Genomic DNA, 23,425 nt, shown 5'->3' with positions numbered 1-23,425 from the left:
TCCAATTTCAATTGATTATTTTTGAAGCCTCAAACCAAAGACTATGACTCCTAATTGGAAAACCGTAAAAAAATATACAGACATTACCTATAAAAAAAGTGATGGCGTTGCACGTATTGCATTTAATAGACCAGATGTAAGAAATGCATTTAGACCTCATACTACATCAGAGCTTTTAGATGCATTTCACGATGCTCAAGAAGATACTAGCATTGGTGTAGTTTTATTATCTGCAGAAGGACCTTCTTCTAAAGATGGTGTGTATAGTTTTTGTAGTGGTGGAGACCAAAAGGCAAGAGGACATCAAGGTTATGTTGGCCAAGATGGCTACCATAGATTAAATATCCTAGAAGTACAGCGCCTTATTAGGTTTATGCCAAAAGCAGTTATTTGTGTTGTTCCTGGTTGGGCTGTTGGTGGTGGTCATAGTTTACATGTAGTTTGTGATATGACTTTAGCAAGTAAAGAACACGCCATATTTAAACAAACAGATGCAGATGTTACTAGCTTTGATGGTGGCTATGGTTCTGCTTACTTAGCAAAAATGGTAGGACAGAAAAAAGCTAGAGAAATTTTCTTTTTAGGAAGAAACTACTCTGCACAGGAAGCTTTTGAAATGGGAATGGTTAATGCCGTTGTTCCACATGCAGATTTAGAGCAAACAGCTTTTGAATGGGCGCAAGAAGTGCTTGCAAAAAGCCCTACATCTATAAAAATGCTAAAATTTGCTATGAATCTTACAGATGATGGTATGGTAGGACAGCAAGTTTTTGCAGGAGAAGCTACTCGTTTAGCATATATGACAGATGAAGCTAAAGAAGGAAGAGATGCATTTCTCGAAAAACGTAAACCTAACTTTGATAAGAAATGGTTGCCTTAGAAGTTAGCCTTCTGTTTTCTTTTGTTTAAAATTATACGTAATCCAAAAACTATAATTACAGAAATGCAAGCGGTTGTACCTAAAGCACCACCAAAACCTTCAAAAAAATAACTTGTATTTAAGTAAATAGCAGAAAATACAAGACCACCTAAACCTACGAGATAGTGTTTAGAAATTATTTCTTTTGAAACCATACCTACAAAGGAAGCTCCAAAAAATACAAGTTGTATTTGCAATGCTAAGTCTTCTTTAAATATATCATCAAAAAGAAGACACAATAGTGCGACTATAAAAGATAAGCCAGCAGAAGCTTTTACAGCTCCTAATTTTAAGGTGTAATTAGCTATAAAGGTTGAGAGAGCTGCAATTGTTCCCGTTAATAATAGTATTATTTCAATCATTAATAAACTAGGTTTGTGAGGTATATAAATAATGTAGCAAAAGCAACACCACCAAATGCAATTGTGCCAAGCTTTCCACCAAAACCATTTAAAAAGGGCTTGGCAATAATATAAACCAATCCGCCAAGTGCTCCTGCAAATGCAATGAATAAATAACCATTTGCAACTAAAGTAGACGTCATTCCTATAAATGTACCACAATACAATGCTGCAGGTGCTTCTTTAAATAATTTATGTTTTGGGATAAAAGCGCCTAAAAGTCCTAATGCACTAGCAACAAATACCGTATTGAGACTGGTTTCTACGCTAAGTGCAAAAGTGGCCAATGCGCCAAGTAATACAAATACAACATTTAATGCATCAGAAAATGTATAGGTAACCTTTTTTATTGGTGTGTGTTTATAAGTATATGCAATAAGAAATAGGGCTATAATTAAGGCAATTAAATGATAGGTACTTTGAGATCTTTCTGCCAAGACCGCTACAATAAATGCGTAATGTAATCCTTTAAATATATAAAGTGTAAGTCTCAATATAATAGTTAGTTATAGTTGTTTACTTAAATGTATTAATCAATTGATTCTTCGCCAGTAACCTCACCGCTATTTCCAACATTTTCAACTCTGGATTTTGCTAAGTAGACGCCATCTTCTAAGTCGCAAATATAACGTACCAAATCTTCTCTAAGGCTGCAATGTAAATCCCAAGTAGAAGAGGCATCTTTTGCACTACAAAGGGCTCTTATAGTAATAGTTTTGTCACTCATATCTGTAACTTGAACAACTGGTGGATGATCTTGNTCCCANTCTTCANGNTNCTCNAACANTTCNTTAAACTTACTTCTAACTTTAGAAACATCTGTTCTATAATCAGCTTGTAAATAAATAGGCCTTATTTGATGTGAGCTTGTCATAGACCAGTTTTCAAATGTATTTGAAATTACATATTTAAGCGGCACTACCAATCTTCGTAAATCCCAAGTTCTTACTACCATAAATGTAAACTTTATGTCTTCTACGTAGCCCCAATCATCATCAATAATTACAGTATCACCAACTCTAACAGGTTTTGTAAATGCTATTTGTAATCCAGCAATAATATTACCTAAGGTACTTTGTGCCGCAACACCAATAATNACNGTTGCTACACCTGCAGATGCTAATAAGGAGATACCTAACTTTTCTAANGATCTAAATTGTGAGAGTATGATGTAACCGCCAATTATAATTACCAAGAANGTAATTAATCGCCTAGCTACAGAAATNTAGGTAAGTAATTTTCTAGACTCTTCATTTTCTTCTTCAGAGACATCACCAACTTTTCTGTCTGCTACATACAGCATTAAGTAATCTATAAATTGCATTATAAACCAAGTGATAGATCCTACAACTACAATTAAGAGACTTGTNTATATAACAGTTGCCAATGCGCCAGAGAAGGAGATAAGCTTATTTAAGGTTATATAGAAAAATAAAACCGNTATNGTGATAGCTACTGGCTTTGCAAGCTTATCNGAAATGCTTTTAATCCAATATCTTTTTGAGTTTTTACAAATCTTACAAACTAGAAAGTATATAAATCTTGCTAAAAAATATGCGATTACAATAAGTAGGATAGTACCAACAACTTTCCATACAGGGACATTTAAAAATTGTACNCGNGCCCAATTGGGCATCATAAGATCTAACTCTCTAGGGCCATATTNAGCGTACATATTCTCAATATTATCTGTTGTATTAGCAGATATTAACCAAAAAGCTCCATAATTTTTATACCTAACACGCTGCAATCGTAATACAATATCACGGCCTTTATAATCTACTTCTCCAAATACCAAACTACGTCTTGGAGCACCTGCAACTGCACTGTTTGTAGTNGTNCTAATGTCTATTTGGCCATCTGGTCTGTCTGATAAATTATCCCAATCTATATTTACTCTTTGGTTTATTACAAAGTANAATTTTTCAGCTAAGATTGCTGCATCTTCTTTTGTAAGTGATTTTGGAAATAAATTAAAATTAAGTGCATAAATGGCTTTATCAAATTCCTTGTTTCTGCAGCTAACTATAAAATGCTCTAAGGTAGCCTGTGGCGTCTGTAAATTATATTCACTAGGAGATAAGCCTATTTGTTCATTTAAACGATCTACAATGTAATAGGCTTCATTAAAATCTCCAATAGGATTGCTTTGATAATTAGCATCATCTTCAAAAAGAGATTCTTTTTTAGGTGGTTGGTCATCTTTCTGTTCCTCCTTTTGTTCTTGAGACCAAGTAATTTGTCCCAGAAAAAAGACACCCAAAACAATTAATATATAAGTTAAACGTGTAGTTTTTAAATGCATTTTAGGTTGGTTAGACAATTAATTATGTGATCTAAAGTTAACCATAAAAAAAAGACCTGCATAAGGCAGGTCTTTAAATAATACGTGTTAGCTCTATTTTGGAAACTGAGTTGGGTTNCTTTCGTGCATAATTTCATAAACAGCATCAAAAATATCTTCGGTTGATGGTTTTGANAAATAATCACCATCTGTACCGTAAGCAGGTCTATGTGCTTTTGCAGTAAGAGTTTTTGGTTTGCTGTCTAAATACCTCCAAGCGTTTTGCTCTTCTAAAATGTGTTGTAATATATATGCTGAAGCTCCACCAGGAACATCTTCATCTATTACTAGAAGTCTGTTTGTATTTTTCACACTTTCAANNATATCATGATTAATATCAAAAGGAAGTAGTGATTGTGTATCTATGATTTCAGCATCTATACCAACTTCTTGTAGCTCTTTGGCTGCTTGCTGTACAAGTCTTAAAGTAGACCCGTAAGATACTAAAGTTATGTCTTTACCTTCTTTAACAGTTTCAACCACACCAATAGGTGTTCTAAATTCACCTAGGTTAGTAGGCATTTTTTCTTTTAAACGGTAACCATTAAGGCACTCTACAATTAATGCAGGCTCATCTGCCTCTAAAAGCGTGTTGTAAAAACCAGCCGCTTTAGTCATGTTTCTCGGAACAAGTATATGTATACCTCTTAAAGTATGTAATAATGCACCCATTGGTGAGCCACTATGCCATATACCTTCTAAACGGTGACCACGTGTTCTTATGATTAAAGGTGCTTTTTGTTTTCCNACAGTTCTNTATTGTAANGTAGCCAAATCATCACTCATGATTTGTAATGCATACAAGACGTAATCTAAATATTGNATTTCTGCAATTGGACGCAANCCTCTTAGCGCCATACCTATACCTTGACCTAAAATAGTTGCTTCTCTAATACCAGTATCTGCAACTCTTAGTTCACCATATTTTTCCTGCATGCCTTCAAGACCTTGGTTTACATCACCAATTTCTCCGGTATCTTCTCCAAATATTAATGTTTCTGGATGATTAGAAAATATATGGTCGAAGTTATCTCTNAGTATTAAACGNGCATCAACATCTTCTGAATTATCGTCATATGTTGGCTTTACCTCATTAACACCTGTGACATTCCATTCGCTTTCACTTACTAAGTGACTGCTGTAGTTTGGTTGAACCNTTTCAATATAAGATGTAAGCCAATTTTCTAGTGTAGATTTAGCTTCAGATGATTCTCCAAANGTATAGCGTAANGCCTTNCTAGAATAAGATACCAAATCTTTCTTAAGTGGTTCTTTTTTAGAAGCTAGCTCTTCATATAATGCGTTGATGAATGTTTTGTTAGAGCTGGATTCAGCAAGATTTTTTAATAAAGGCAACACCTCTTGGTGTGGNGCTTTTGAAATGTTGGTAAAATCTGACCAAGCGGCNTTTTTACCATCTCTTACTTGCTTTTTAATATCCTTTTCTATCTCAGACAATTGTTCTTCTGTNGCAATGTTGTTAGTAATCATCCATTGGCGCATCTGTACGTTACAATCGTATTCNTTTTCCCAAGCTAAACGATCTTCACTCTTATAGCGCTCATGAGATCCAGAAGTAGAATGTCCTTGTGGTTGTGTAAGTTGGTTTACGTGAATTAAAACAGGNACATGCTTTTCTCTTGCAAGTGCACTNGCTTTTTGGTAAGTATCTACCAATGCTGCATAATCCCAACCTTTTACAACCATTATTTCAAANCCTTTGTGCTNTTCATCTCTTTGAAAGCCGCTAAGGATAGTTGATATATTTTCTTTTGTTGTTTGGTGTCTTGCATGAACAGAAATACCGTATTCATCATCCCAAACACTCATAACCATAGGTACCTGTAAGACACCTGCNGCATTAATAGTTTCCCAGAATAAACCTTCACTAGTACTNGCGTTACCTATAGTTCCCCAAGCAATTTCATTTCCTTNATCAGAAAATTTTTCAGCATCTATACCATCTACGTGTCTGTAAATTTTAGAAGCTTGTGCCAAACCTAAAAGTCTTGGCATTTGTCCAGCAGTAGGAGAGATGTCTGCACTGCTGTTTTTTTGTTGCATTAANTTTTTCCAAGAACCATCTTCGTTTAAACTGTGAGTTGCAAAATGACCACCCATTTGGCGTCCTGCACTCATTGGCTCTTTTTCTAAATCTGTGTTAGCATATAGGCCTGCAAAAAACTGTTGTATGTTTAATGCGCCAATTGCCATCATAAAGGTTTGGTCTCTATAGTAACCACTTCTAAAGTCTCCATTTTTAAAGGCTTTAGCCAATGCTAACTGTGGTACCTCTTTACCATCTCCAAAAATTCCGAATTTAGCTTTACCTGTAAGTACCTCGCGACGNCCTAGTAAACTGCACTCTCTACTGGTTACGGCAAGCTTGTAATCATTTAAAACTTCTGTCTTAAAATCTTCAAAAGAAATATCTTTAGCTGTGGAAGGCGATTTTTGCATAATTATGATTCAAATTTTATCATGCAAAGGTAATGGAAATGCATCTGAAAACCAATACAGCAATATGCTAAATAACTANCAATTCAATAATTAAAAGTCATATTTCTAATGAAATTTGCAATAAAAAAATGCAATTGAGATGTTCAATTGCATTTTGTTTAATTTNAAACTATTAAAAGTGATGAATTACTCGATATAATTATCATTTTTTGAAGCTGGTTTAGTATCTTGCTCCTCGCCAAGTTTTGGTTTGTTTAAAGCAGGACTGTCTACACCGTAAAACTTAAGGATATCTGATGGTGTATTTACCAAAAGAAAAGACGACCCATTCATAGCTACTGGATACTCAAATACCTGAGGACAGTTATTTAAAATATCTATCCAATCGTGTTCATCAAAATCACCATCTTTAATTACATCTTTTGCACTAGGATGATCTTTTGAAATTAATCCGTCTATAGTAGTACCAACNCCTTGGGATAATTCTGCCCATTGTGTGCCGGTAAGTTTAGTTTCGTTAATATTTATAAGTTGAATTTTCTTATCAGAAGCTTCTAGGTAGCCAAGAGCTTGCTTGGCTATACTAGAGTCTTCTGAATAATAGAAATTCATTTGTTTATTATCTTGTGCTATCACGCCCATTATATTTTTAAGGATTAGTTAGTATCGTAACTATTAATACGTTTTCATAGAAGCTTTTCGCTTCTCTAATTGCGTTTTTAATTGTTCGGCAACTTCTGCAACAGCGTGTTCAAAATTACTATTACTAGATTCTGCAAATAGTCTAGGACCAGGTGCACTTAATCTAATTTCTGCAATCATACCTGTATCTGGCTCAGATGTGTTTTCCTTTTTAAAGAAAACATCTGCCTTTACTATAAAATCGTATCTATTAGCTAATTTATTTATTTTTTCTGTCGTAAATGCTTCTAAACGCTCACTAGCGCTTACGTGCACATAATTAAAGTTAATCTCCATAATATATTTTTATACTAAGATACAAGACAAGCTTAGGCATAGCAAATATTACAGCCTATTTGGCTTTTTTTTAAGATGTGGTTAAAGTTTTTTTAAATGTAACTAAGCTTAATTAGAGTCATCTATTACATCACTTGCTTGAGGATTCTTAATTAAAACCGAAGCTAAAATGCCACCAGCAAGAGCCACTACTATTACAGCTAATGAAAGCCATTCAGGTATTTCAATATGATGAACAAAAATCATTTTTAAGCCTACAAAGGTTAGTATAACAACTAAACTGTAGTTAATATATCTGAACTTTTCGAGCATTCTGGAAATTAAAAAATACATAGAACGTAAACCTAATATTGCAAAGATATTAGAAGAGAATACAATAAATGGATCTTCGGTAATGGCAAGGATTGCAGGAATACTGTCCAATGCAAATAGTATGTCTGTGAGTTCTATTACTAAAAGAGCCATAAATAGAGGAGTGGCTGCTTTAATACCCATACGGCGAATAAAAAACTTATCGCCATCTGTAGCAGTAGTGATAGGGTACACTTTTTTTATAGTCTTAAAAATCCAAGATTGCTTTGGGTTAAAGTGACTGTCGTCACTCTTTAGCATTTTAAATGCTGTATAAAGTAAGAAGGCACCAAATACATAAATTATCCAATCAAACTTAGTAATAAGCGCGACCCCAAAGAAAATCATTAATGCTCTAAAAACAATTGCACCTAAAATTCCCCAAAACAAGACCTTATGCTGGTATAATTGCGGAATATTAAAAGATGAAAATATTACAGCAATCACAAAAACATTATCAATACTTAAAGAAAGCTCTATAAGGTAGCCGGTAATGTATTTAAGTACGGCATTATCTGCTGTGAGATTTGTTGGATTCTCTACAATACCTTGTGAAAACAACCACCAAATTACGCCACTAAACGCAAGAGCAAAAGAAACCCAGATAGCAGTAAATATTGACGCTTCTTTAGTCTTTATTATATGTGCCTTTTTGTTAAAGACGCCAAGATCTAATGCAAGACAAATAAGTATAAATACGATAAATATAATCCAGACTGTAAGCATAGTTCTTGAGTAGTTTTAAAAAGCAAATTTCGATAATTCAGGATTAATTATCTATGGTTTGACTTGTTATCTCACTATTTATTTTAATTAAAATTTTAAGGGTTATACACTATATTTTTAAAACCATAAACTTTAATTATCTATACATTCGCTTACATTGTTAACATAAATTTGGCAAATAATTCTTATTAAAAATAAATATTCTTTAATTATTTGATAAAAATATTCTAAAAATTCAATTTTTGGTATTTTAATAGAGAATTATAGTATAGTTTTATCCTGTATTATTAAAATCACCTCTTTTATTTAAAAGTTTTAGAATAGCTAATTATTTTTTAGGGTATAAGTTTTAAGTTTAGTTTTTCCACTTAATTAGTTATCAATAAAGACCTCTTCCTCACCGAAGAGGTTTTTTATTTTTAATTGTCTTCTTAAAAAGTATCTTTGACCTAAACTATACAACTAATAAACTATGGAAGGTCTTTTTACACTCGATAATTTTATCACTTTAGGTATGCTAACTCTCTTGCAAATGGTTTTAGGGTTAGATAACTTACTTTATATATCCATGGAAAGCGGTCAAGCACCACCTAGTGAACAAAAGCGAGTGCGTTTATTAGGAATAGGAATAGCTATAGTTTTACGTATTGTATTGCTTTTTGTCTTGGTAAGTTTAATTGATTTGTTTCAAGATCCTGTTTTTGGTTTTCATTTAGAAGGTATAGTTGGTGGTGAGTTTAATATTCACAGCCTTATTGTTTTAGCAGGTGGTGTTTTCATAATTTATACTTCAGTAAAAGAAATCTGGCATATGATGTCTTTTAAAGAGCATAATGAGGATCAGCATAATTCAAAACATAAAAGTGTTACAAGAATCATTATCTCAATCATTATAATGAACCTTGTATTCTCATTCGATTCAATTTTAAGTGCCATTGCATTAACCGATGTCTTTTGGGTAATGGCTGTAGCAATTGTAATTGGTGGTGTTATGATGATTTGGTTAGCAGGAAAAGTAACTGCCTTCTTGAAGAAGAACCGTATGTATGAAGTATTGGGACTATTTATATTATTTATAGTAGGAATTATGCTAATGAGCGAAGGTGGCCATTTAGCACATATGGAGTTTTTTGGAAGTGAAATTACTCCAATGAGTAAAGGAACATTCTACTTTGTTATCATAACATTGGTTATTATAGATATAGTACAAGGCCGTTATCAGAAAAAAATTTCTGGAGGTCTTAACTAAATCCCAATGCTAAACAACGCCAGTTTTTTTTAATTTTTTTAACGTGAGTCATTTTAACTAAAGTCTATATTTGTGTAATGGCCAGTGAAAAATTAAGACAACACGTTAATAAGGTAATTGATCTTACAGAAAGTGAGATGACAGAGTTTTTAAGCTTGTTTACTGAAGAGAAAGTTTCTAAGAAACACTTTTTAATTCAACCTGGCGATGTTGTAAATTCAGAGTTCTATGTTCTAAAAGGCTGTTTGAAAGCATACTATCTAGATTCTCACGGCGAAAAACACATTATTCAATTTGCTATTGAAGATTGGTGGATTAGTGATTTTGAAGCCTTCTTTAACAATGAACCAGCTAAACTCTATGTTGAAGCAATTGAAGACTCTGTAGTTTTAAAGTTAGATAAAGCCATACTTGAAACTCTATATATCCGTATTCCAAAATTTGAACGATTCTTCAGAATTAAAACAGCAGGAGCATTTGTGTCTCTTAGAAAACGTGTCTTATCAACATTAGAGAAATCTGCAACAGAACGTTATATAGATTTTTGTAAATCTTATCCTAGAATTGAAAGTCGTGTAGCAAACTACCATATAGCAAACTATCTTGGTATAAAACCAGAAAGCTTAAGCCGTATTAGGAAACAGCTAGAAATAGCCTCTTAACTATCTTTAACAGCTTACGCTAACGTACGTCAAGCATTTCAAGCTGTTCTTCATTGTATATTTGGGTAAAACCAAAAAAATTACAATGAAAGATCAACCTATATTACAACCACATAAAATTGGCGACTTGTCGTTACCTAATCGTGCAGTAATGGCACCTATGACACGTAGCCGTGCTGTAAACGATGAAAATGCACCTACAGAATTGCACGTAGAATATTACACACAACGTGCTACAGCAGGACTCATAATTACAGAAGGTGCGCAAGTATCTAAACAAGCAGTTGGTTACATACATACTGCAGGAATACACTCTAAAGCACAAGTAGAAGGCTGGAAAAAAGTAACAAAAAGTGTACACGATGCTGGCGGACGTATTTTTATACAACTATGGCATGTAGGCCGTATGAGTCATCCAGATTTTCATGATGGTGATTTGCCAGTAGCACCATCAGCTATAAATCCACACGCACAATCTTATACTCCAGAAGGTTTTAAAGATACTGTAACCCCAAAGGCAATGACACTTGAGGAAATAAAAATTACAGTAAATGATTTTAAGCAAGCAGCAAAAAATGCAGTTGAAGCAGGTTTTGATGGCATAGAGATACATTCTTCAAACGGATATCTATTTCATCAATTCTTCAGTAGCTTCAGTAATAAAAGAGACGACCAATACGGCGGAAGTATAGAAAACAGAGCGCGTTTCTTTTTTGAAGTTTTAGATGCTGTAAAACAGGTAATTCCGCAGAATAGGATAGGAGCTCGATTTAACCCATCATTACACGGTACATTTGGAATGGAAGTCGTTGAAGATACCATCCCAACATTCGACTATGTGATTGAAAGATTAGAAAAAGAATACGATTTATCATACATACATTTATCTGAGCCTTTTACAGATGTCTCAGATGTTGATTATGCAGAAGAGCATATTGCAAAGCGATACCGTCCTAAATATTCAGGGACATTAATGATAAATACTGGGTTTACAAAAGACACCGCAAATAAAGTAATAGAAAATGGTGATGCAGACCTTGTTGCTTTTGGAAAACTATATATATCGAATCCAGACTTAGTAGGTCGATTTAAAGAAAATATACCAACTGCAGAATGGGATGCTAATACCTTTTATTCACAAGGTCCTGAAGGCTATATAGATTATGAAGCCAAAACTAGAGACCTTATACCAACAAGCTAAAACTTAATAAGACTTAGCTTTTTAATTAACCAAAAAAAAAGAAAAAATGATACTAGAAAAAGAAATAGAGATAATAAATAGAGAAAGAGAAAATGGGTTTAACACTATTAATCCTCATACAGGAAAGGTTATTGAAGAATATACCTATATGAGTGATGAAGATGTTACAAATGCTGTAGAGAAATGCCACAAAGCATTTACAGAGTGGAAATCTAAATCTTTTGAAGAACGTGGTAAAGTACTTAAATCTATAGGTAAACTTTTAAAAGAGCGTAAAGAGGAATATGCCAAGCTTATGACTCAAGAAATGGGTAAAGTTTATAAGCAAGGTTTGCAAGAAGTAGAGCTTTGTGCAGGAATTTGTGATTATACTGCAAATACTGGAGCAGACGTACTTAAAGATATAGAGCGTGAATTACCTGAAGGAGGAAAAGGAGTAATTACTCATTCTCCTATTGGTATTGTATATGGTATACAGCCTTGGAATTTTCCTTGCTATCAGGCAGTAAGATATAGTATATCTAACTTAATGGCAGGTAACGGAGTATTGCTAAAGCACGCAGAAAATGTTACAGGTTCTGCTAAATTCTTACAGAAAGTATATGAGGATGCTGGCTTGCCAAAACATTTATTCACTGTTTTAGTAATGAACCACGAACAGTCTGATAAGGTTATAGAAAACGACCTTGTTAGAGGAGTTACGATGACTGGTAGTGCAGAAGGAGGTAAAGTAGTTGCTCAAAAAGCAAGTGCTGCATTAAAGAAAACAGTAATGGAGCTTGGTAGTAATGATGCTTACTTAGTTTTAGATGATGCAGATGTAGAGTTAGCTGCTAAAACAAGTGTAGAAGGACGTATTTATAATAATGGAGAAACTTGTGTTGCTGCAAAACGTTTTGTGGTAGTAGATGCCGTTTATGATAAGTTTAAAGAAGCATTTGTTAAGGGAATGAAGGATATTAAACATGGAGATCCTATGGATGAAGATTCAGACATCGGCCCAATGGCACGTGAAGATTTACGTAATAAAATACACACACAGCTTAAAGAAAGTGTTGCTAAAGGAGCAAAAATTCTTGTAGGTGGAGAACTTCCTCAAGGCGACGGGTTTTATTATCCAGCAACAATTCTTGAAAATGTGAAACCAGGACAGCCAGCTTATGATGATGAGCTTTTTGGTCCTGTTGCGTCATTAATTAGAGCTAAAGATAATGAAGATGCTATGCGTATTGCCAATGATAGTAGATTTGGTCTTGGTGGTGGTATCTTCTCTAAAGATGAAGACAAAGCCTTCGCGCTTGCCAAAAATCATTTTGATACTGGTATGGTGTTTATCAATTCATTTGGATTAGCACAACCTAACATGCCATTCGGAGGCGTTAAAAACTCAGGATATGGTAGAGAACATGGTGGNTTTGGTATGAAAGAGTTTGTAAATGAAAAGGCTATTATGAGCTTAAACAGCTAGTATAANCTTTAATNTAAATTNTATANATCCAAGTGTAACAGCTTGGATTTATAGTTTTAATAATAATGATGAAAAACACACCTAAACTTCTCATTTTTGATGTAAATGAAACACTTNTAGACCTTTCTTTAATGGAAAGAGCTATGAATAATGCATTTGGAAACGAAGCCGCATTCCAAATTTGGTTTCATAAACTATTAATGTATTCTTTTGCTGAAACAATACAAGAAACCTATAACGATTTTGGTGCTATCGGNAAAGCAGTATTAAAAATGGTTGAAGCTCATTTTAACGTTCATATATCTGAAGCTGAAACTAAAACAATATTAAACCATATCCTTAATTTAAAACCTCACGCAGATGTTGTAGAAGCATTGCAGGNNCTAAAAACTAAAGGATTTATATTGGTAGCATTAACCAATGGTAGTAAAGATGCTTTGGAACAACAAATTGAAAACGCAGAGCTCTCTNCNTATTTTAATGCTTTATTTAGNGTTAGTGCTGTAAAAGTTTATAAACCACACGCCAACACATANAAATATGTTNTAGACTCTTTAAATGTTTCCGCAGAACAAGCAATGTTAGTAGCTGCACACGGTTGGGATATTATTGGTGCACAACAAGCAGGATTACAAACGGCTTTTATTGAAAGAGAAAAAAAATCTATTTATCCATTAGGTAAAAAGCCTACGTTAAGCTGCACTTCATTAAAAGAATTGGTGAAACAGCTCTCTTAAGAAATATATTTCCAAATGGTTTTGTCTTTGCCTAACAGCTTATAAATTTTACGATAAATAGCATTACTGTCATCACTTAAGCTAGGATCTTCTTTTAAGATTGCATAGGCATAACTTCTTGCTAGTTTTAAAATATTATTATCCTTAACTATATCTGCTATCTTAAGGTTTAAAACACCACTTTGTTGCGTACCCATCATATCGCCAGGACCNCGAAGTTTTAAATCTACTTCGGCTATTTCAAAACCATCGTTAGTACGCGTCATAGTTTCTAGGCGAGTTTTACTATCATCACTAAGTTTATGACCGGTCATAAGAATACAAAAACTCTGTTCTGCACCACGACCAACACGACCGCGCAATTGGTGTAGTTGNGATAANCCAAAACGCTCAGCACTTTCAATTATCATAACAGATGCATTAGGAACGTTAACACCAACTTCAATAACNGTGGTTGCAACCATTATATGTGTTTTACCTTCTACAAAGCGTTGCATTTCATAATCTTTATCTGCAGGCTTCATTTGGCCGTGAACAATAGAAACCTGATACTCTGGCTGAGGAAAATCTCTCACAATACTTTCGTAACCATCCATTAAATCTTTGTAATCCAANACTTCACTTTCCTGTATTAATGGATATACAACATAAACCTGTCTGCCTTTTTCAATTTCATCACGTATAAACNTAAAGACACGTAGTCTATGGCTATCAAACCTATGTACAGTTTTAATGGCTTTTCGTCCAGGTGGCAACTCATCGATTACACTTATNTCTAAATCGCCATACACGCTCATAGCTAGAGTACGTGGTATTGGAGTAGCTGTCATCACTAAAATATGTGGTGGTATGGTATTCTTACGCCATAATTTAGAACGTTGTGCCACTCCAAATCTATGCTGTTCATCAATAATAGCTAANCCTAAATTTTTAAACTGCACCTTGTCTTCTAAAACTGCATGTGTGCCAATTAGTAAATTAAGTGTGCCGTCTTCAAGAGCTTCATGAATTAAGGTACGATCACTCTTTTTAACTGAGCCTGTTAGTAAATTAACTTTAATATCTAAGTGAGCCACAAGGTCTTTTATACCTTGATAATGTTGTTGCGCTAAAATCTCAGTAGGTGCCATAAGAACCGCCTGAAAATTGTTATCGATAGCTAACAAAACACACATTAGTGCAACAATGGTTTTTCCCGAACCCACATCACCTTGAAGTAATCTATTCATTTGGGCGCTACTGCCTAAATCATTTCTAATTTCTTTAATTACGCGNTTTTGNGCATTGGTTAACTCAAATGGTAAGTGATTCTCGTAAAAGTCGTTAAAAACCTCACCAACTTGATCAAATGGAAAGCCTTTTAGGCGCTGCTTACGTTGTAAGNTCTTAGAAAGCATTTGTAGCTGTATATAAAATAGCTCTTCAAATTTTANCCTAAATTGTGCCTTGGCTAGTAATTCTGAATTTTTAGGAAANTGTATGTTTCGTAACGCTTGAGTCTTGCTAATTAANTTTAGTTCCNCTCTTAAAGNTGCGGCAAGTGTTTCCTCATAAGTTGCTCCAGTTTGTATAAAAACCTGTTGCATCATTTTGCCCATAAANCGTTGGGTAATGCCTTTGTTGGTTAGCTTTTCGGTAGATGAATAAACAGGTTGCATAGCTATCTTAACCTCTTCTTTATGAGTTGCATAANGTTCCATTTCTGGNTGAGGCATAGAAAACGTTCCGTTGTAATGGTTTACTTTTCCGTAAATTACATATGCTGTGTTTAATTTAAGGTTTTCCTTAATCCATTTATGACCTCTAAACCAGACCAATTCCATTTTACCGGTATCATCTATAAAATCTGCCACTAAACGTTTTCCGCGTTTTTGCTCTACAGTTTTTATGTGTGTAATCTTCCCTATAACTTGAACGTCTGCAGAATTGCGTTGCAGCTCANTTATCTTATAATACTTAGTCTTATCTATATATCTAAACGGNAAGAAATTGAGCAAATCTTGAAAGGTGTGTATGTCTAATTCTGTGCGGAGTAAATCTGCACGATTGGTACCAACACCTTTTAAATAATCTATGGGAGTTTGTAGAAGACTGCTCATTGCCGCTAAATTACAGAATTAAGTGTAATTGAGATTTGATTTGCTAGATTTGTAGTATACAATTTCTGTAATTTATTATTAAAAAAATCGTTTTAAGATAAAGTTTGAAACCCTATTTTTTGAAGTAATATTAATTAAGAAATAANTTAAAATATTAATCTCNTGTTNGAGGTTCTCCGTTTATGAAATACCTATTATTTATATTTTTTTGTTCAATTTTACAATGGCCTTTATTAGCACAAACCCAAGATGTTAAGAGANTAGCAGCTGAAATTGAATTGCTGCCTGAATCAAAATCAATTAAATCTAAAGTTGAANTTATAGTAGATATACTTCAACAANCCAATGAGTTATANTTANATTCAAAAATTGAAACTATTGAAAGTGTTGTTTCNGGAAATGATACGCTTCAGTTTATAACAGATAATGGGAAGTTAATTATTAGAGGAGATTTCAAACCTTCAGAATATAGCTTCAATATTACTTACACAACCTCTCCAAAGCAAACCCTTTATTTTGTAAACGACCTAAATGANCATCAANTTTTTACTCAAGGCCAAGGTAAATATACGTCGCACTGGTTACCGAGTATAGATGATATGACAGATAAAATNGAGTTTGANCTTACGATAACAGCTCCACAACATCTCAATGTAATGGCAAGTGGTGTTTTAGATTCTGTTAGTAGCACTAAAACTAAAAAGACGTGGTATTATGACATGAAGCAACCCATGTCTAGTTATTTGGTGGCATTAGCTGCTGGACATTATGATCACAAATCTCTTACAAGCGCTAGTGGTATTCCTATTCAGCTATANTTTGAGCCTAAAGATACTGAGGAGTTTGAGGCAACTTACCGTCATACTTCAACTATTTTTAATTTTTTAGAGTCTGAAATAGGTGTACCATACCCTTGGCAAAATTATAAACAAGTGTATGTTAANGANTTTCTCTATGCAGGAATGGAAAACACAAGCTTAACCATTTTTAGCGATGCTTTTGTAACCGACGATATCGGATTTATAGACCGCAATTATGTAAATGTAAATGCTCACGAGTTAGCGCACCAATGGTTTGGCGATTTAGTTACCGAGAAAAGTAGTGCNCACCATTGGCTTCACGAAGGTTTTGCAACCTATTATGCATTGTTGGCTGAACGAGAGATTTTTGGAGAAGATTATTACTATTGGAAACTTTATGAGAGTGCAGAACGTCTTAAAGAACTAAGTGATAGTGGCAAAGGAGAAGCTTTAACAAACCCTAAGGCAAGCTCATTAACTTTTTATGAGAAAGGCGCTTGGGCATTACATATGTTGAGGGAAGACGTTGGAGATTTAGCATTTAAAATAGGAGTGAAGCACTATTTAAACACTTACGCGTACAAGAATGTTACAGTAGATGACTTCTTAGCTGCAATAGAACAAGCCTCAGGAAAAGAGTTGAGCACTTTTAAAGCCAACTGGTTAGAACAATCTGCTTTTAAAGCAGAANCTGCCTTGAACAGTTTAAAAACATCTGAATTTATGCAGCACTATTTTAAAATTTCTGCATTAAGAGAAACNCCANTAGAAGANAAGGCAGATTTGTTTTTTAAAGAACTTTCTGCACCAAAAGTAAATACTTATATAGGGCAAGAAATAGTTTATCAGTTAGCAAACGAACCGCATACGGAAGCTTTGTCTTTAATGCGTATGGCATTTAACACTAATAATCGCCTTATAAGACAGGCTATTGTTGCTAATGTAAAGGAAATACCTAAGGCATTGCAGTCTGAATTTGAGTCACTTTTACAAGATGATTCTTACCAAACNAAAGAACTTGCTTTGTATGCCCTTTGGAGCCAATTTCCAAATAAACGTGTTACTTACCTTGAACAGTTAAAAGGAATTAAAGGNTTTTCAGATCATAACGTNGAGCTACTTTGGCTTACCTTAAACTTGGCAACTCAAAACTATGAGCCTACAAATAAATCTGAAACATTTCAGAAATTAACAACGTATACCAATACTAAGTATAGCTACCAGATTAGAGAACTANCATTTAATTACCTATACCAAATTGAAGCCTTTTCAGACGAAAGTTTAATGAACTTGGTTGATGCTACAACACATCACGTTTGGCGATTTAAAAAGTTTTCACGAGAACTTTTAAAAGAACTTATAAAAAAGCCAGATTACAAAAAACGTTTACTACAACTTAAAGCAACGTTTACAAAAGAAGAAAATGCATTTTTAGATACTATATTATAATGAGAGCATTAGTAATATCTGGTGGTGGTAGTAAAGGTGCTTATGCTGGTGGCGTTGCGCATTACCTTATTAGGCATCAACATACAAAGTATGATTTGTTTCTAGGAAGTTCAACAGGAAGTTTACTGTTACCACACTTAGCATTGGGCAATCTAAATAAGTTGTATAATATATACACCAATGTTAATCAGAACTCTATTTTTAGTTTAAATCCGTTTCGTGTTAANCGCAAGGATAATAGAGAGTTTGTCTCNATAAACTATGTNAATTCNTTATTACAGTTTATAAAACGTAAACGCACGTTTGGAGAAAGTAAAAACCTAAGACAACTTATACGTAAGAATTTTTCTGAAGCCGAATTTCAAAAAGCCCGAACAAACGCTAAAGATATTGTAGTAACAGTATCTAACCTTACTAAAAANAANGTAGAATATAAGAGTATTCAAGAATGTACCTATNATGATTTTTGTGAATGGATATGGATTTCCTGCAACTACGTACCNTTTATGAGTCTGGTTGAAAAAGACGGATTTGAGTATGCAGATGGTGGNTTTGGTTGCTTAATTCCTATACGTGAAGCAATAAGAAGAGGCGCAACAGAAATTGATGCTATTATTTTAGANAGTGAGAATATGGAACACAATAAAATATTAGGTAAAAATCCGTTTTCACTTATGGTTGGCCTTTTTAGCTTTATGATGGACCAAACCGAAAGACACAATATTGTAGAAGGAAAACTAGCAGCTATAAATAAGGAAGTAACACTNAACTTATATTACACACCATCTAAACTAACTGAAAACTCATTGATATTTAATAAGAAGCTCATGCGTAGTTGGTGGAAACAAGGATATGCCTACGCAGAACGTAAAGCACAACAGGCAAAGGATAACGAATTAAAGTGAATTCTCTTAAATAAAAATGATAGCTATTAACTAAAAACAGATTATGTACAATTACAATTTCATATGGGCTTTTGCATTACTATTAACTACTGCTTATAGCCAAGAAAAGGACTGTAATTGTATGACAGCACTAAATGAAGTGTCTGAGGTTATAAAATCCTCTAAAAGCTATAAAGATCAAGTAACTACAGCTAATTTAAGAATAGAGTTACAAGAATGGCGAGAACAAATAAAGGAAGAAATTAAAAATGATTCATTAAGCACGTTTTTTTGTGTAGGCTATATCCAGAAATACATATCATTTATTAAAGACCGACATAACGAAATTTATTGGGTACCTGAAGATATACCAGTAAATATACCAAGCTATTCTAAAAATATAGATACTACTTTAACGGCTTCAGACAGTATTTCAGGAATTTACTTTGCAGGAAGTGATAAGATTTTGGTTAAAAAAAGCGCAGAAGTTGAATGGTTAGGTATTACGTTAGATTCAAATTCTAAAGCGTGGACCAAAGGAAAAATTAGGTTAAGAATAAAAAAGACTTCACCAAAAACTTTTGAAATCTTTGAATTTTATAAAAATGGTCTACTTTTTTATCAGAATANTATTTCTATAAGTGAAGGCCGTATTCACTCAACATTTTGGAATAAAGAGGATAATTACTTTTTTAATAAAAATCACGCCGAGAATTTCAACTATACATCTCTAAACCCTTCATTTGATTATGTTGGTATAAAAACGTTATCTAGAACAAAAGCTTTAATGAAAGAAGCTGATAAATTTTATGATGAAACTTTACAAAAATTAGAAAAAGAAAANCTGATTATNGATTTAAGGAATAATGGTGGAGGCTCATTAAAACAAGCCAAACCTTTAATAAAATATGTAAAACGAAACTCTAGCTTAAAAACGATATATGTTGTTATAAATTTTAAAACTTCAAGCGCGGCAGANCTTGCTGNANTAGAGTTATTANAAGACAATCGCACTAAACTTGTNGGAGAAAACTCAAGAGGTATGTTAGCTTATGGATATGGAAACAAAGCTTATAAAACAACAACCTCTTGTAGGGATTATAGTATTACACTTTCTACAAAACACAATAAAAAAGCATATGCGCAATATGAAACTAAAGGGCTAACACCCGATGTTAAACTTAGCAATACAACGAGTTGGATAGAGCAGATTATTAANATTGAAGAGAATTAANNCTTAATANACAGCACANAACNAATGGCTAAACNAAATGTTACTTNCTCTAACCCTATATTAAATGATGAAATTGAAATTCTTTCTGAATCTGAAGAATCCTTAGTATTTAAAACAACGTTATTGCCGCAAAGTGGGCAAACACAAAAGCATTACCACACCAAGATTACAGAAGTATTCAAGGTTATTTCTGGAGAGTTACAGGTATTTATAAATAATAAGCCCTTTCTTTTAAAGGAGAATGAGACCAGGCAAATTTCTCCATTTACAAAACATCAGTTTTATAATCCTACGAATAAGACAGTTGTGTTTAAAGTAACCGTAAATACACCTGGAAAATTAAGAGAAGGCTTACAAATTATGTATGGCCTAGCAGAAGATGGTAAGGTTTATAAAAATGGACTTCCTAAAAATATATTGTTAATGGCAATTGCATTACAAAAAATGGATACGTATGTACCTAATATACCAAGAGGTGTTCAAAATTCAGGAATAACAGTATTGGCATTTTTAGGAAAAACTTTAGGCTTAGAGCAAAAGCTTTTAAGAAAGTATTGTCCTTAGTCTATTAATTACTCTTTAACTCTTGTAACAGTACCACGCTGCTTTTCTGGAGATCCTACTAATGAATATTCAAATGTATAGGAATCTTTTTCTGTGGTGATAATTCTAATTTGTAATGGCTTTTCTTCTGCCATATTTTTGGGGTTAAGATTGGTGAGTATATATTCACAGTCGTTTACCCAACGTACTGAAGCAGTATCACTTTTACCTTGAAACATATCAATTTCAATAGAATCATTTCTAATAAAACGCGAGGTCACTAATTCGCCATTTAAAAAACTTTCAAATTCAAAAGTACCAGTTTTAAATGCTTTACAGTCACGTTCTGGAGCATAACAAGATGTAAGTATTAAACAGATTAAAAGAGCTGCAAAACGCTTCATAGGATCTTTTTTTGCAAAAATAAGGCATTAATTTTCAAAAGCCTCAAAACTTCCATCAGTATATAAGACAATAATCTTAGCAATAGCTTTACTCTTTACATTACTAGGTTTTGGAGCAATGTGATTTTCAATTGAATTTGAATGGTGTTCTGCATCAGAAAATAAATCCTGTGTAGGTGATGTGTCAAAATCACTAAATGAAGATTGTGGTCTTGGTGGTGTAGAAGACTGAACTGTTGTATCTGATTTTGGGAATGTTCCTTTACCATTTAATAACCAGTATAAATCTACTTCATCAAAAGTAGATACAACTTTCATTACAAAATCTAAACTCGGTTTGTTTCTTCCGGAAACAATATGAGAAATAGAAGAGCGTCCAACTTCAATTTTATCTGCAAAAGAAGAGGCACTCAGATCGTAATAATCAAAGATTTTTTCGAGTCGTTTCGTAAATTCAGTGCTGTTTACCATTGTAAACTTAAGTTTTAAAATATATACATTACAAATGTAAACTTATTGACAGAAATAACCAAAACCAAGCTATAATAACGTTAATTATATTGAACTAAAAGTTGATATAAACGTATATAACACATTGAAAAACATTATTTAATGCTTATTAAATACACATCGTTATTAATTTCTCAATTATAATAGAGTCACGACCTTCTTTGTGTTTACATAATTAAACTAAATGGACATTTCATCTGTATACAAATGTAAATTAGACATTGTTTACATTTGTAACGTGGAAAATAATACAATATATCAGCATCTATTTTGGAAGTCTTACAACGATCATTTTTATAAGCCTATAATTGGTCGTTATATACATCCTTATGAAATTAATTCAGCTTTAAAACGCTTTTCAACAATTGGAAAAGTGTCGTTAGAAGGTCACTCTGTTTTAGGAAAACCAATTCATTCTATAACATTAGGAACTGGTTCTTATAAAATATTAGGCTGGTCTCAAATGCATGGAAACGAAAGCACAACTACTAAAGCTGTATTAGATCTGTTATCAATTATAGACGCTCATAAAGACTCTGCAGAAACTGAGGAGATATTTAAAAGCATCACCTTAAAAATAATTTTACAGTTAAATCCAGATGGTTGTGAGGCTTATACGCGCTTTAATTCTAACGAAATAGATTTAAATAGAGATGCGCAAGATTGCTCTCAGCCAGAAAGTAAAGTGCTTAAAGCGGTTTATAAGGAATTTACGCCTCATTTGTGTTTAAACTTACACGACCAACGCACCATTTATAATGTAAATCTTACACCTAAAACTGCTGCAGTATCTTTTTTGTCGCCATCACAAGATATAGAACGCTCTATTACAGTAAATAGGAAGGTGGCTATGCAGTATATCTCTGCTATGAATACAACATTGTCACATTTAATTAAAGGACATATAGGGCGTTATGATGATGGTTTTAATATTAATTGTGTTGGAGACACGTTTCAAAACCTAGGCACACCTACTATTTTATTTGAAGCCGGACATTTGGAAGCTTATGATAGAAATGATACCAGGAAAGCTATTTATGCAGCCTTGCTACAGCTAATAAATTGTGCAGTTACTAAAACTTATGAGGCTGAAACTGTAAAGGATTATATGAGAATTCCGCAAAACGACAAGAAGTTTTACGATATCATACTTAGAAATGTAGCAATTAAAGAAGAAATAAAAGATATAGCTATTCAATATCGTGAAGAATTAGATGGTGGCTTAATTGCGTTTAGTCCTTACATCGCTAAAATTGATAACTTAAACGATTACTATGCTCATAAAGAGTTAGAATGCAGTGATTTAGATGTTCTAATAAATACTTCAGAAAAACTTGCAGAAGAAATAGATATTGTTAATGTGTTAATAAATGGTAAAAAATTGAGTTTTGTAAAAAATACTTAATGCTTTTATAAGTTCTATTGCGAATTATTCATTAAATTTGCCGGCTAATCACAATTAATCAGAAAATAAATAATTATGGCAAAGTTCAAATTAGATGATATTGATCGTCAGATACTTGATATGCTGATTGAAAACACAAGAACGCCGTTTACAGATATAGCAAAGAAACTTTTAATATCTGCTGGAACGGTACACGTGCGTGTAAAGAAAATGGAAGAAGCTGGTATCATTATTGGTTCATCTTTAACATTGGACTATGAGAAGTTAGGCTATGCTTTTATTGCTTATGTTGGTGTCTTTTTACAGAACACATCTCAAACTAAGTTTGTTATGGAGCGCATAAACCAAATTCCATTTGTTACAGTTGCTCACGTAACTACAGGAAAGTTTAATATCTTCTGTAAGATACGTGCTAAGAATACAAATCACGCAAAAGATGTTATCTATCAATTAGACGATATCGAAGGTGTTTACAGAACAGAGACTATGATTTCTCTAGAGGAAAGCTTAAACGACAAAAAACGTTTAATGCATAGCATTTTTCAACATCAAGAATAATGAATTGGTAGTAATTACTAATTATAAAAACCCCTAACAGTAA

At 33.3% G+C, this 23,425-nt stretch carries 20 protein-coding genes; 11 read left to right on the top strand and 9 right to left on the bottom strand.

Features of this window, described 5'->3' with window-relative positions; all coding sequences use genetic code 11:
* Positions 1-43: 43 nt before the first annotated feature.
* Complete coding sequence (locus CL818_RS08740) at positions 44-880, top strand: 1,4-dihydroxy-2-naphthoyl-CoA synthase (protein ID WP_272973751.1); 837 nt, start codon at positions 44-46, stop codon at positions 878-880.
* Here CL818_RS08740 and CL818_RS08735 read toward each other — a convergent pair.
* From CL818_RS08735 to CL818_RS08710, 6 genes are all read right to left on the bottom strand, one after another.
* Positions 877-1,281, bottom strand: coding sequence for a hypothetical protein (locus CL818_RS08735; RefSeq protein WP_272973750.1), 405 nt, complete (start codon positions 1,279-1,281; stop codon positions 877-879). The two genes, CL818_RS08740 and CL818_RS08735, sit on opposite strands and share 4 nt — an antisense overlap.
* Positions 1,281-1,814: a hypothetical protein gene (locus tag CL818_RS08730; RefSeq protein WP_272973749.1), complete on the bottom strand. Its 534-nt coding sequence runs from the start codon at positions 1,812-1,814 to the stop codon at positions 1,281-1,283. Before CL818_RS08730 ends, CL818_RS08735 begins: the two co-directional genes overlap by 1 nt.
* 35 nt (positions 1,815-1,849) lie before the next feature.
* Positions 1,850-2,623, bottom strand: a complete 774-nt coding sequence (locus tag CL818_RS13590; RefSeq protein ID WP_502692239.1) for a mechanosensitive ion channel family protein — start codon at positions 2,621-2,623, stop codon at positions 1,850-1,852.
* 1,095 nt (positions 2,624-3,718) lie between these two features.
* Positions 3,719-6,124, bottom strand: coding sequence for an alpha-ketoacid dehydrogenase subunit alpha/beta (locus tag CL818_RS08720; protein WP_286972724.1), 2,406 nt, complete (start codon positions 6,122-6,124; stop codon positions 3,719-3,721).
* Positions 6,125-6,799: 675 nt separating this feature from the next.
* Positions 6,800-7,102, bottom strand: coding sequence for a ribosome hibernation-promoting factor, HPF/YfiA family (hpf, locus tag CL818_RS08715; protein ID WP_013187844.1), 303 nt, complete (start codon positions 7,100-7,102; stop codon positions 6,800-6,802).
* A 108-nt stretch (positions 7,103-7,210) separates the two neighbouring features.
* A complete protein-coding gene (locus tag CL818_RS08710) occupies positions 7,211-8,179 on the bottom strand; it encodes a TerC family protein (protein ID WP_219360231.1) in 969 nt (322 codons plus the stop codon).
* Between the two features lie 472 nt (positions 8,180-8,651).
* Here CL818_RS08710 and CL818_RS08705 point away from each other — a divergent pair, with 472 nt between their 5' ends.
* From CL818_RS08705 to CL818_RS08685, 5 genes are all read left to right on the top strand, one after another.
* Positions 8,652-9,428: a TerC family protein gene (locus tag CL818_RS08705; protein WP_272973745.1), complete on the top strand. Its 777-nt coding sequence runs from the start codon at positions 8,652-8,654 to the stop codon at positions 9,426-9,428.
* A gap of 77 nt (positions 9,429-9,505) precedes the next feature.
* A complete protein-coding gene (locus CL818_RS08700) occupies positions 9,506-10,090 on the top strand; it encodes a Crp/Fnr family transcriptional regulator (RefSeq protein ID WP_013187841.1) in 585 nt (194 codons plus the stop codon).
* A gap of 85 nt (positions 10,091-10,175) precedes the next feature.
* The gene (locus CL818_RS08695; RefSeq protein WP_272973744.1) at positions 10,176-11,291 is read left to right on the top strand and encodes an alkene reductase; all 1,116 of its coding nucleotides are present in this window, start codon (positions 10,176-10,178) and stop codon (positions 11,289-11,291) included.
* Positions 11,292-11,337: 46 nt separating this feature from the next.
* Positions 11,338-12,759, top strand: a complete 1,422-nt coding sequence (locus CL818_RS08690) for an NAD-dependent succinate-semialdehyde dehydrogenase (RefSeq protein ID WP_272973742.1) — start codon at positions 11,338-11,340, stop codon at positions 12,757-12,759.
* Between the two features lie 65 nt (positions 12,760-12,824).
* A complete protein-coding gene (locus CL818_RS08685) occupies positions 12,825-13,496 on the top strand; it encodes a haloacid dehalogenase type II (RefSeq protein ID WP_286972719.1) in 672 nt (223 codons plus the stop codon).
* Here the strand turns inward: CL818_RS08685 and recG are convergent.
* Positions 13,493-15,595, bottom strand: a complete 2,103-nt coding sequence (recG, locus tag CL818_RS08680) for an ATP-dependent DNA helicase RecG (RefSeq protein WP_286972718.1) — start codon at positions 15,593-15,595, stop codon at positions 13,493-13,495. The genes CL818_RS08685 and recG overlap by 4 nt on opposite strands.
* Before the next feature lie 182 nt (positions 15,596-15,777).
* Here recG and CL818_RS08675 point away from each other — a divergent pair, with 182 nt between their 5' ends.
* The 3 genes from CL818_RS08675 to CL818_RS08660 all read left to right on the top strand — a co-directional run bounded on the left by CL818_RS08675 (position 15,778) and on the right by CL818_RS08660 (position 20,526).
* A complete protein-coding gene (locus CL818_RS08675) occupies positions 15,778-17,844 on the top strand; it encodes a M1 family metallopeptidase (RefSeq protein WP_286972716.1) in 2,067 nt (688 codons plus the stop codon).
* Positions 17,844-18,749: a patatin-like phospholipase family protein gene (locus tag CL818_RS08670; RefSeq protein WP_286972714.1), complete on the top strand. Its 906-nt coding sequence runs from the start codon at positions 17,844-17,846 to the stop codon at positions 18,747-18,749. Before CL818_RS08675 ends, CL818_RS08670 begins: the two co-directional genes overlap by 1 nt.
* Before the next feature lie 1,237 nt (positions 18,750-19,986).
* Positions 19,987-20,526, top strand: a complete 540-nt coding sequence (locus tag CL818_RS08660; protein WP_286972710.1) for a cupin domain-containing protein — start codon at positions 19,987-19,989, stop codon at positions 20,524-20,526.
* 8 nt (positions 20,527-20,534) lie between these two features.
* On the opposite strand, the gene CL818_RS08655 is transcribed toward CL818_RS08660, so the two are convergent.
* Both CL818_RS08655 and CL818_RS08650 read right to left on the bottom strand, forming a co-directional pair.
* Entirely contained in the window at positions 20,535-20,909 is a 375-nt protein-coding gene (locus CL818_RS08655; RefSeq protein ID WP_272973735.1) for a DNA topoisomerase IV, read from the bottom strand.
* 27 nt (positions 20,910-20,936) lie between these two features.
* Positions 20,937-21,380, bottom strand: coding sequence for a helix-turn-helix domain-containing protein (locus CL818_RS08650; protein WP_272973734.1), 444 nt, complete (start codon positions 21,378-21,380; stop codon positions 20,937-20,939).
* Positions 21,381-21,657: 277 nt separating this feature from the next.
* Here CL818_RS08650 and CL818_RS08645 point away from each other — a divergent pair, with 277 nt between their 5' ends.
* The gene (locus CL818_RS08645; protein WP_272973733.1) at positions 21,658-22,824 is read left to right on the top strand and encodes a M14 family zinc carboxypeptidase; all 1,167 of its coding nucleotides are present in this window, start codon (positions 21,658-21,660) and stop codon (positions 22,822-22,824) included.
* Between the two features lie 75 nt (positions 22,825-22,899).
* Positions 22,900-23,382: an Lrp/AsnC family transcriptional regulator gene (locus CL818_RS08640; protein ID WP_013187829.1), complete on the top strand. Its 483-nt coding sequence runs from the start codon at positions 22,900-22,902 to the stop codon at positions 23,380-23,382.
* The last annotated feature ends 43 nt before the right edge of the window (positions 23,383-23,425 follow it).

Source organism: Croceibacter sp., assembly GCF_002716225.1.
Classification (GTDB): Bacteria; Bacteroidota; Bacteroidia; order Flavobacteriales; family Flavobacteriaceae; genus Croceibacter; species Croceibacter atlanticus.
The sequence above is the reverse complement of the archived record's forward strand: the minus strand, read 5'-3'. Positions and strand labels throughout refer to the sequence as shown.

Coding starts and splice junctions, on each gene's coding strand:
- hpf (WP_013187844.1), bottom strand. CDS start 7,102: ATGGAGATTAACTTTAATTATGTGCACGTAAGCGCTAGTGAGCGTTTA.
- CL818_RS08710 (WP_219360231.1), bottom strand. CDS start 8,179: ATGCTTACAGTCTGGATTATATTTATCGTATTTATACTTATTTGTCTT.
- CL818_RS08640 (WP_013187829.1), top strand. CDS start 22,900: ATGGCAAAGTTCAAATTAGATGATATTGATCGTCAGATACTTGATATG.
- CL818_RS08655 (WP_272973735.1), bottom strand. CDS start 20,909: ATGAAGCGTTTTGCAGCTCTTTTAATCTGTTTAATACTTACATCTTGT.
- CL818_RS08735 (WP_272973750.1), bottom strand. CDS start 1,281: ATGATTGAAATAATACTATTATTAACGGGAACAATTGCAGCTCTCTCA.
- CL818_RS08695 (WP_272973744.1), top strand. CDS start 10,176: ATGAAAGATCAACCTATATTACAACCACATAAAATTGGCGACTTGTCG.
- CL818_RS08705 (WP_272973745.1), top strand. CDS start 8,652: ATGGAAGGTCTTTTTACACTCGATAATTTTATCACTTTAGGTATGCTA.
- CL818_RS08700 (WP_013187841.1), top strand. CDS start 9,506: ATGGCCAGTGAAAAATTAAGACAACACGTTAATAAGGTAATTGATCTT.
- CL818_RS08650 (WP_272973734.1), bottom strand. CDS start 21,380: ATGGTAAACAGCACTGAATTTACGAAACGACTCGAAAAAATCTTTGAT.
- CL818_RS08740 (WP_272973751.1), top strand. CDS start 44: ATGACTCCTAATTGGAAAACCGTAAAAAAATATACAGACATTACCTAT.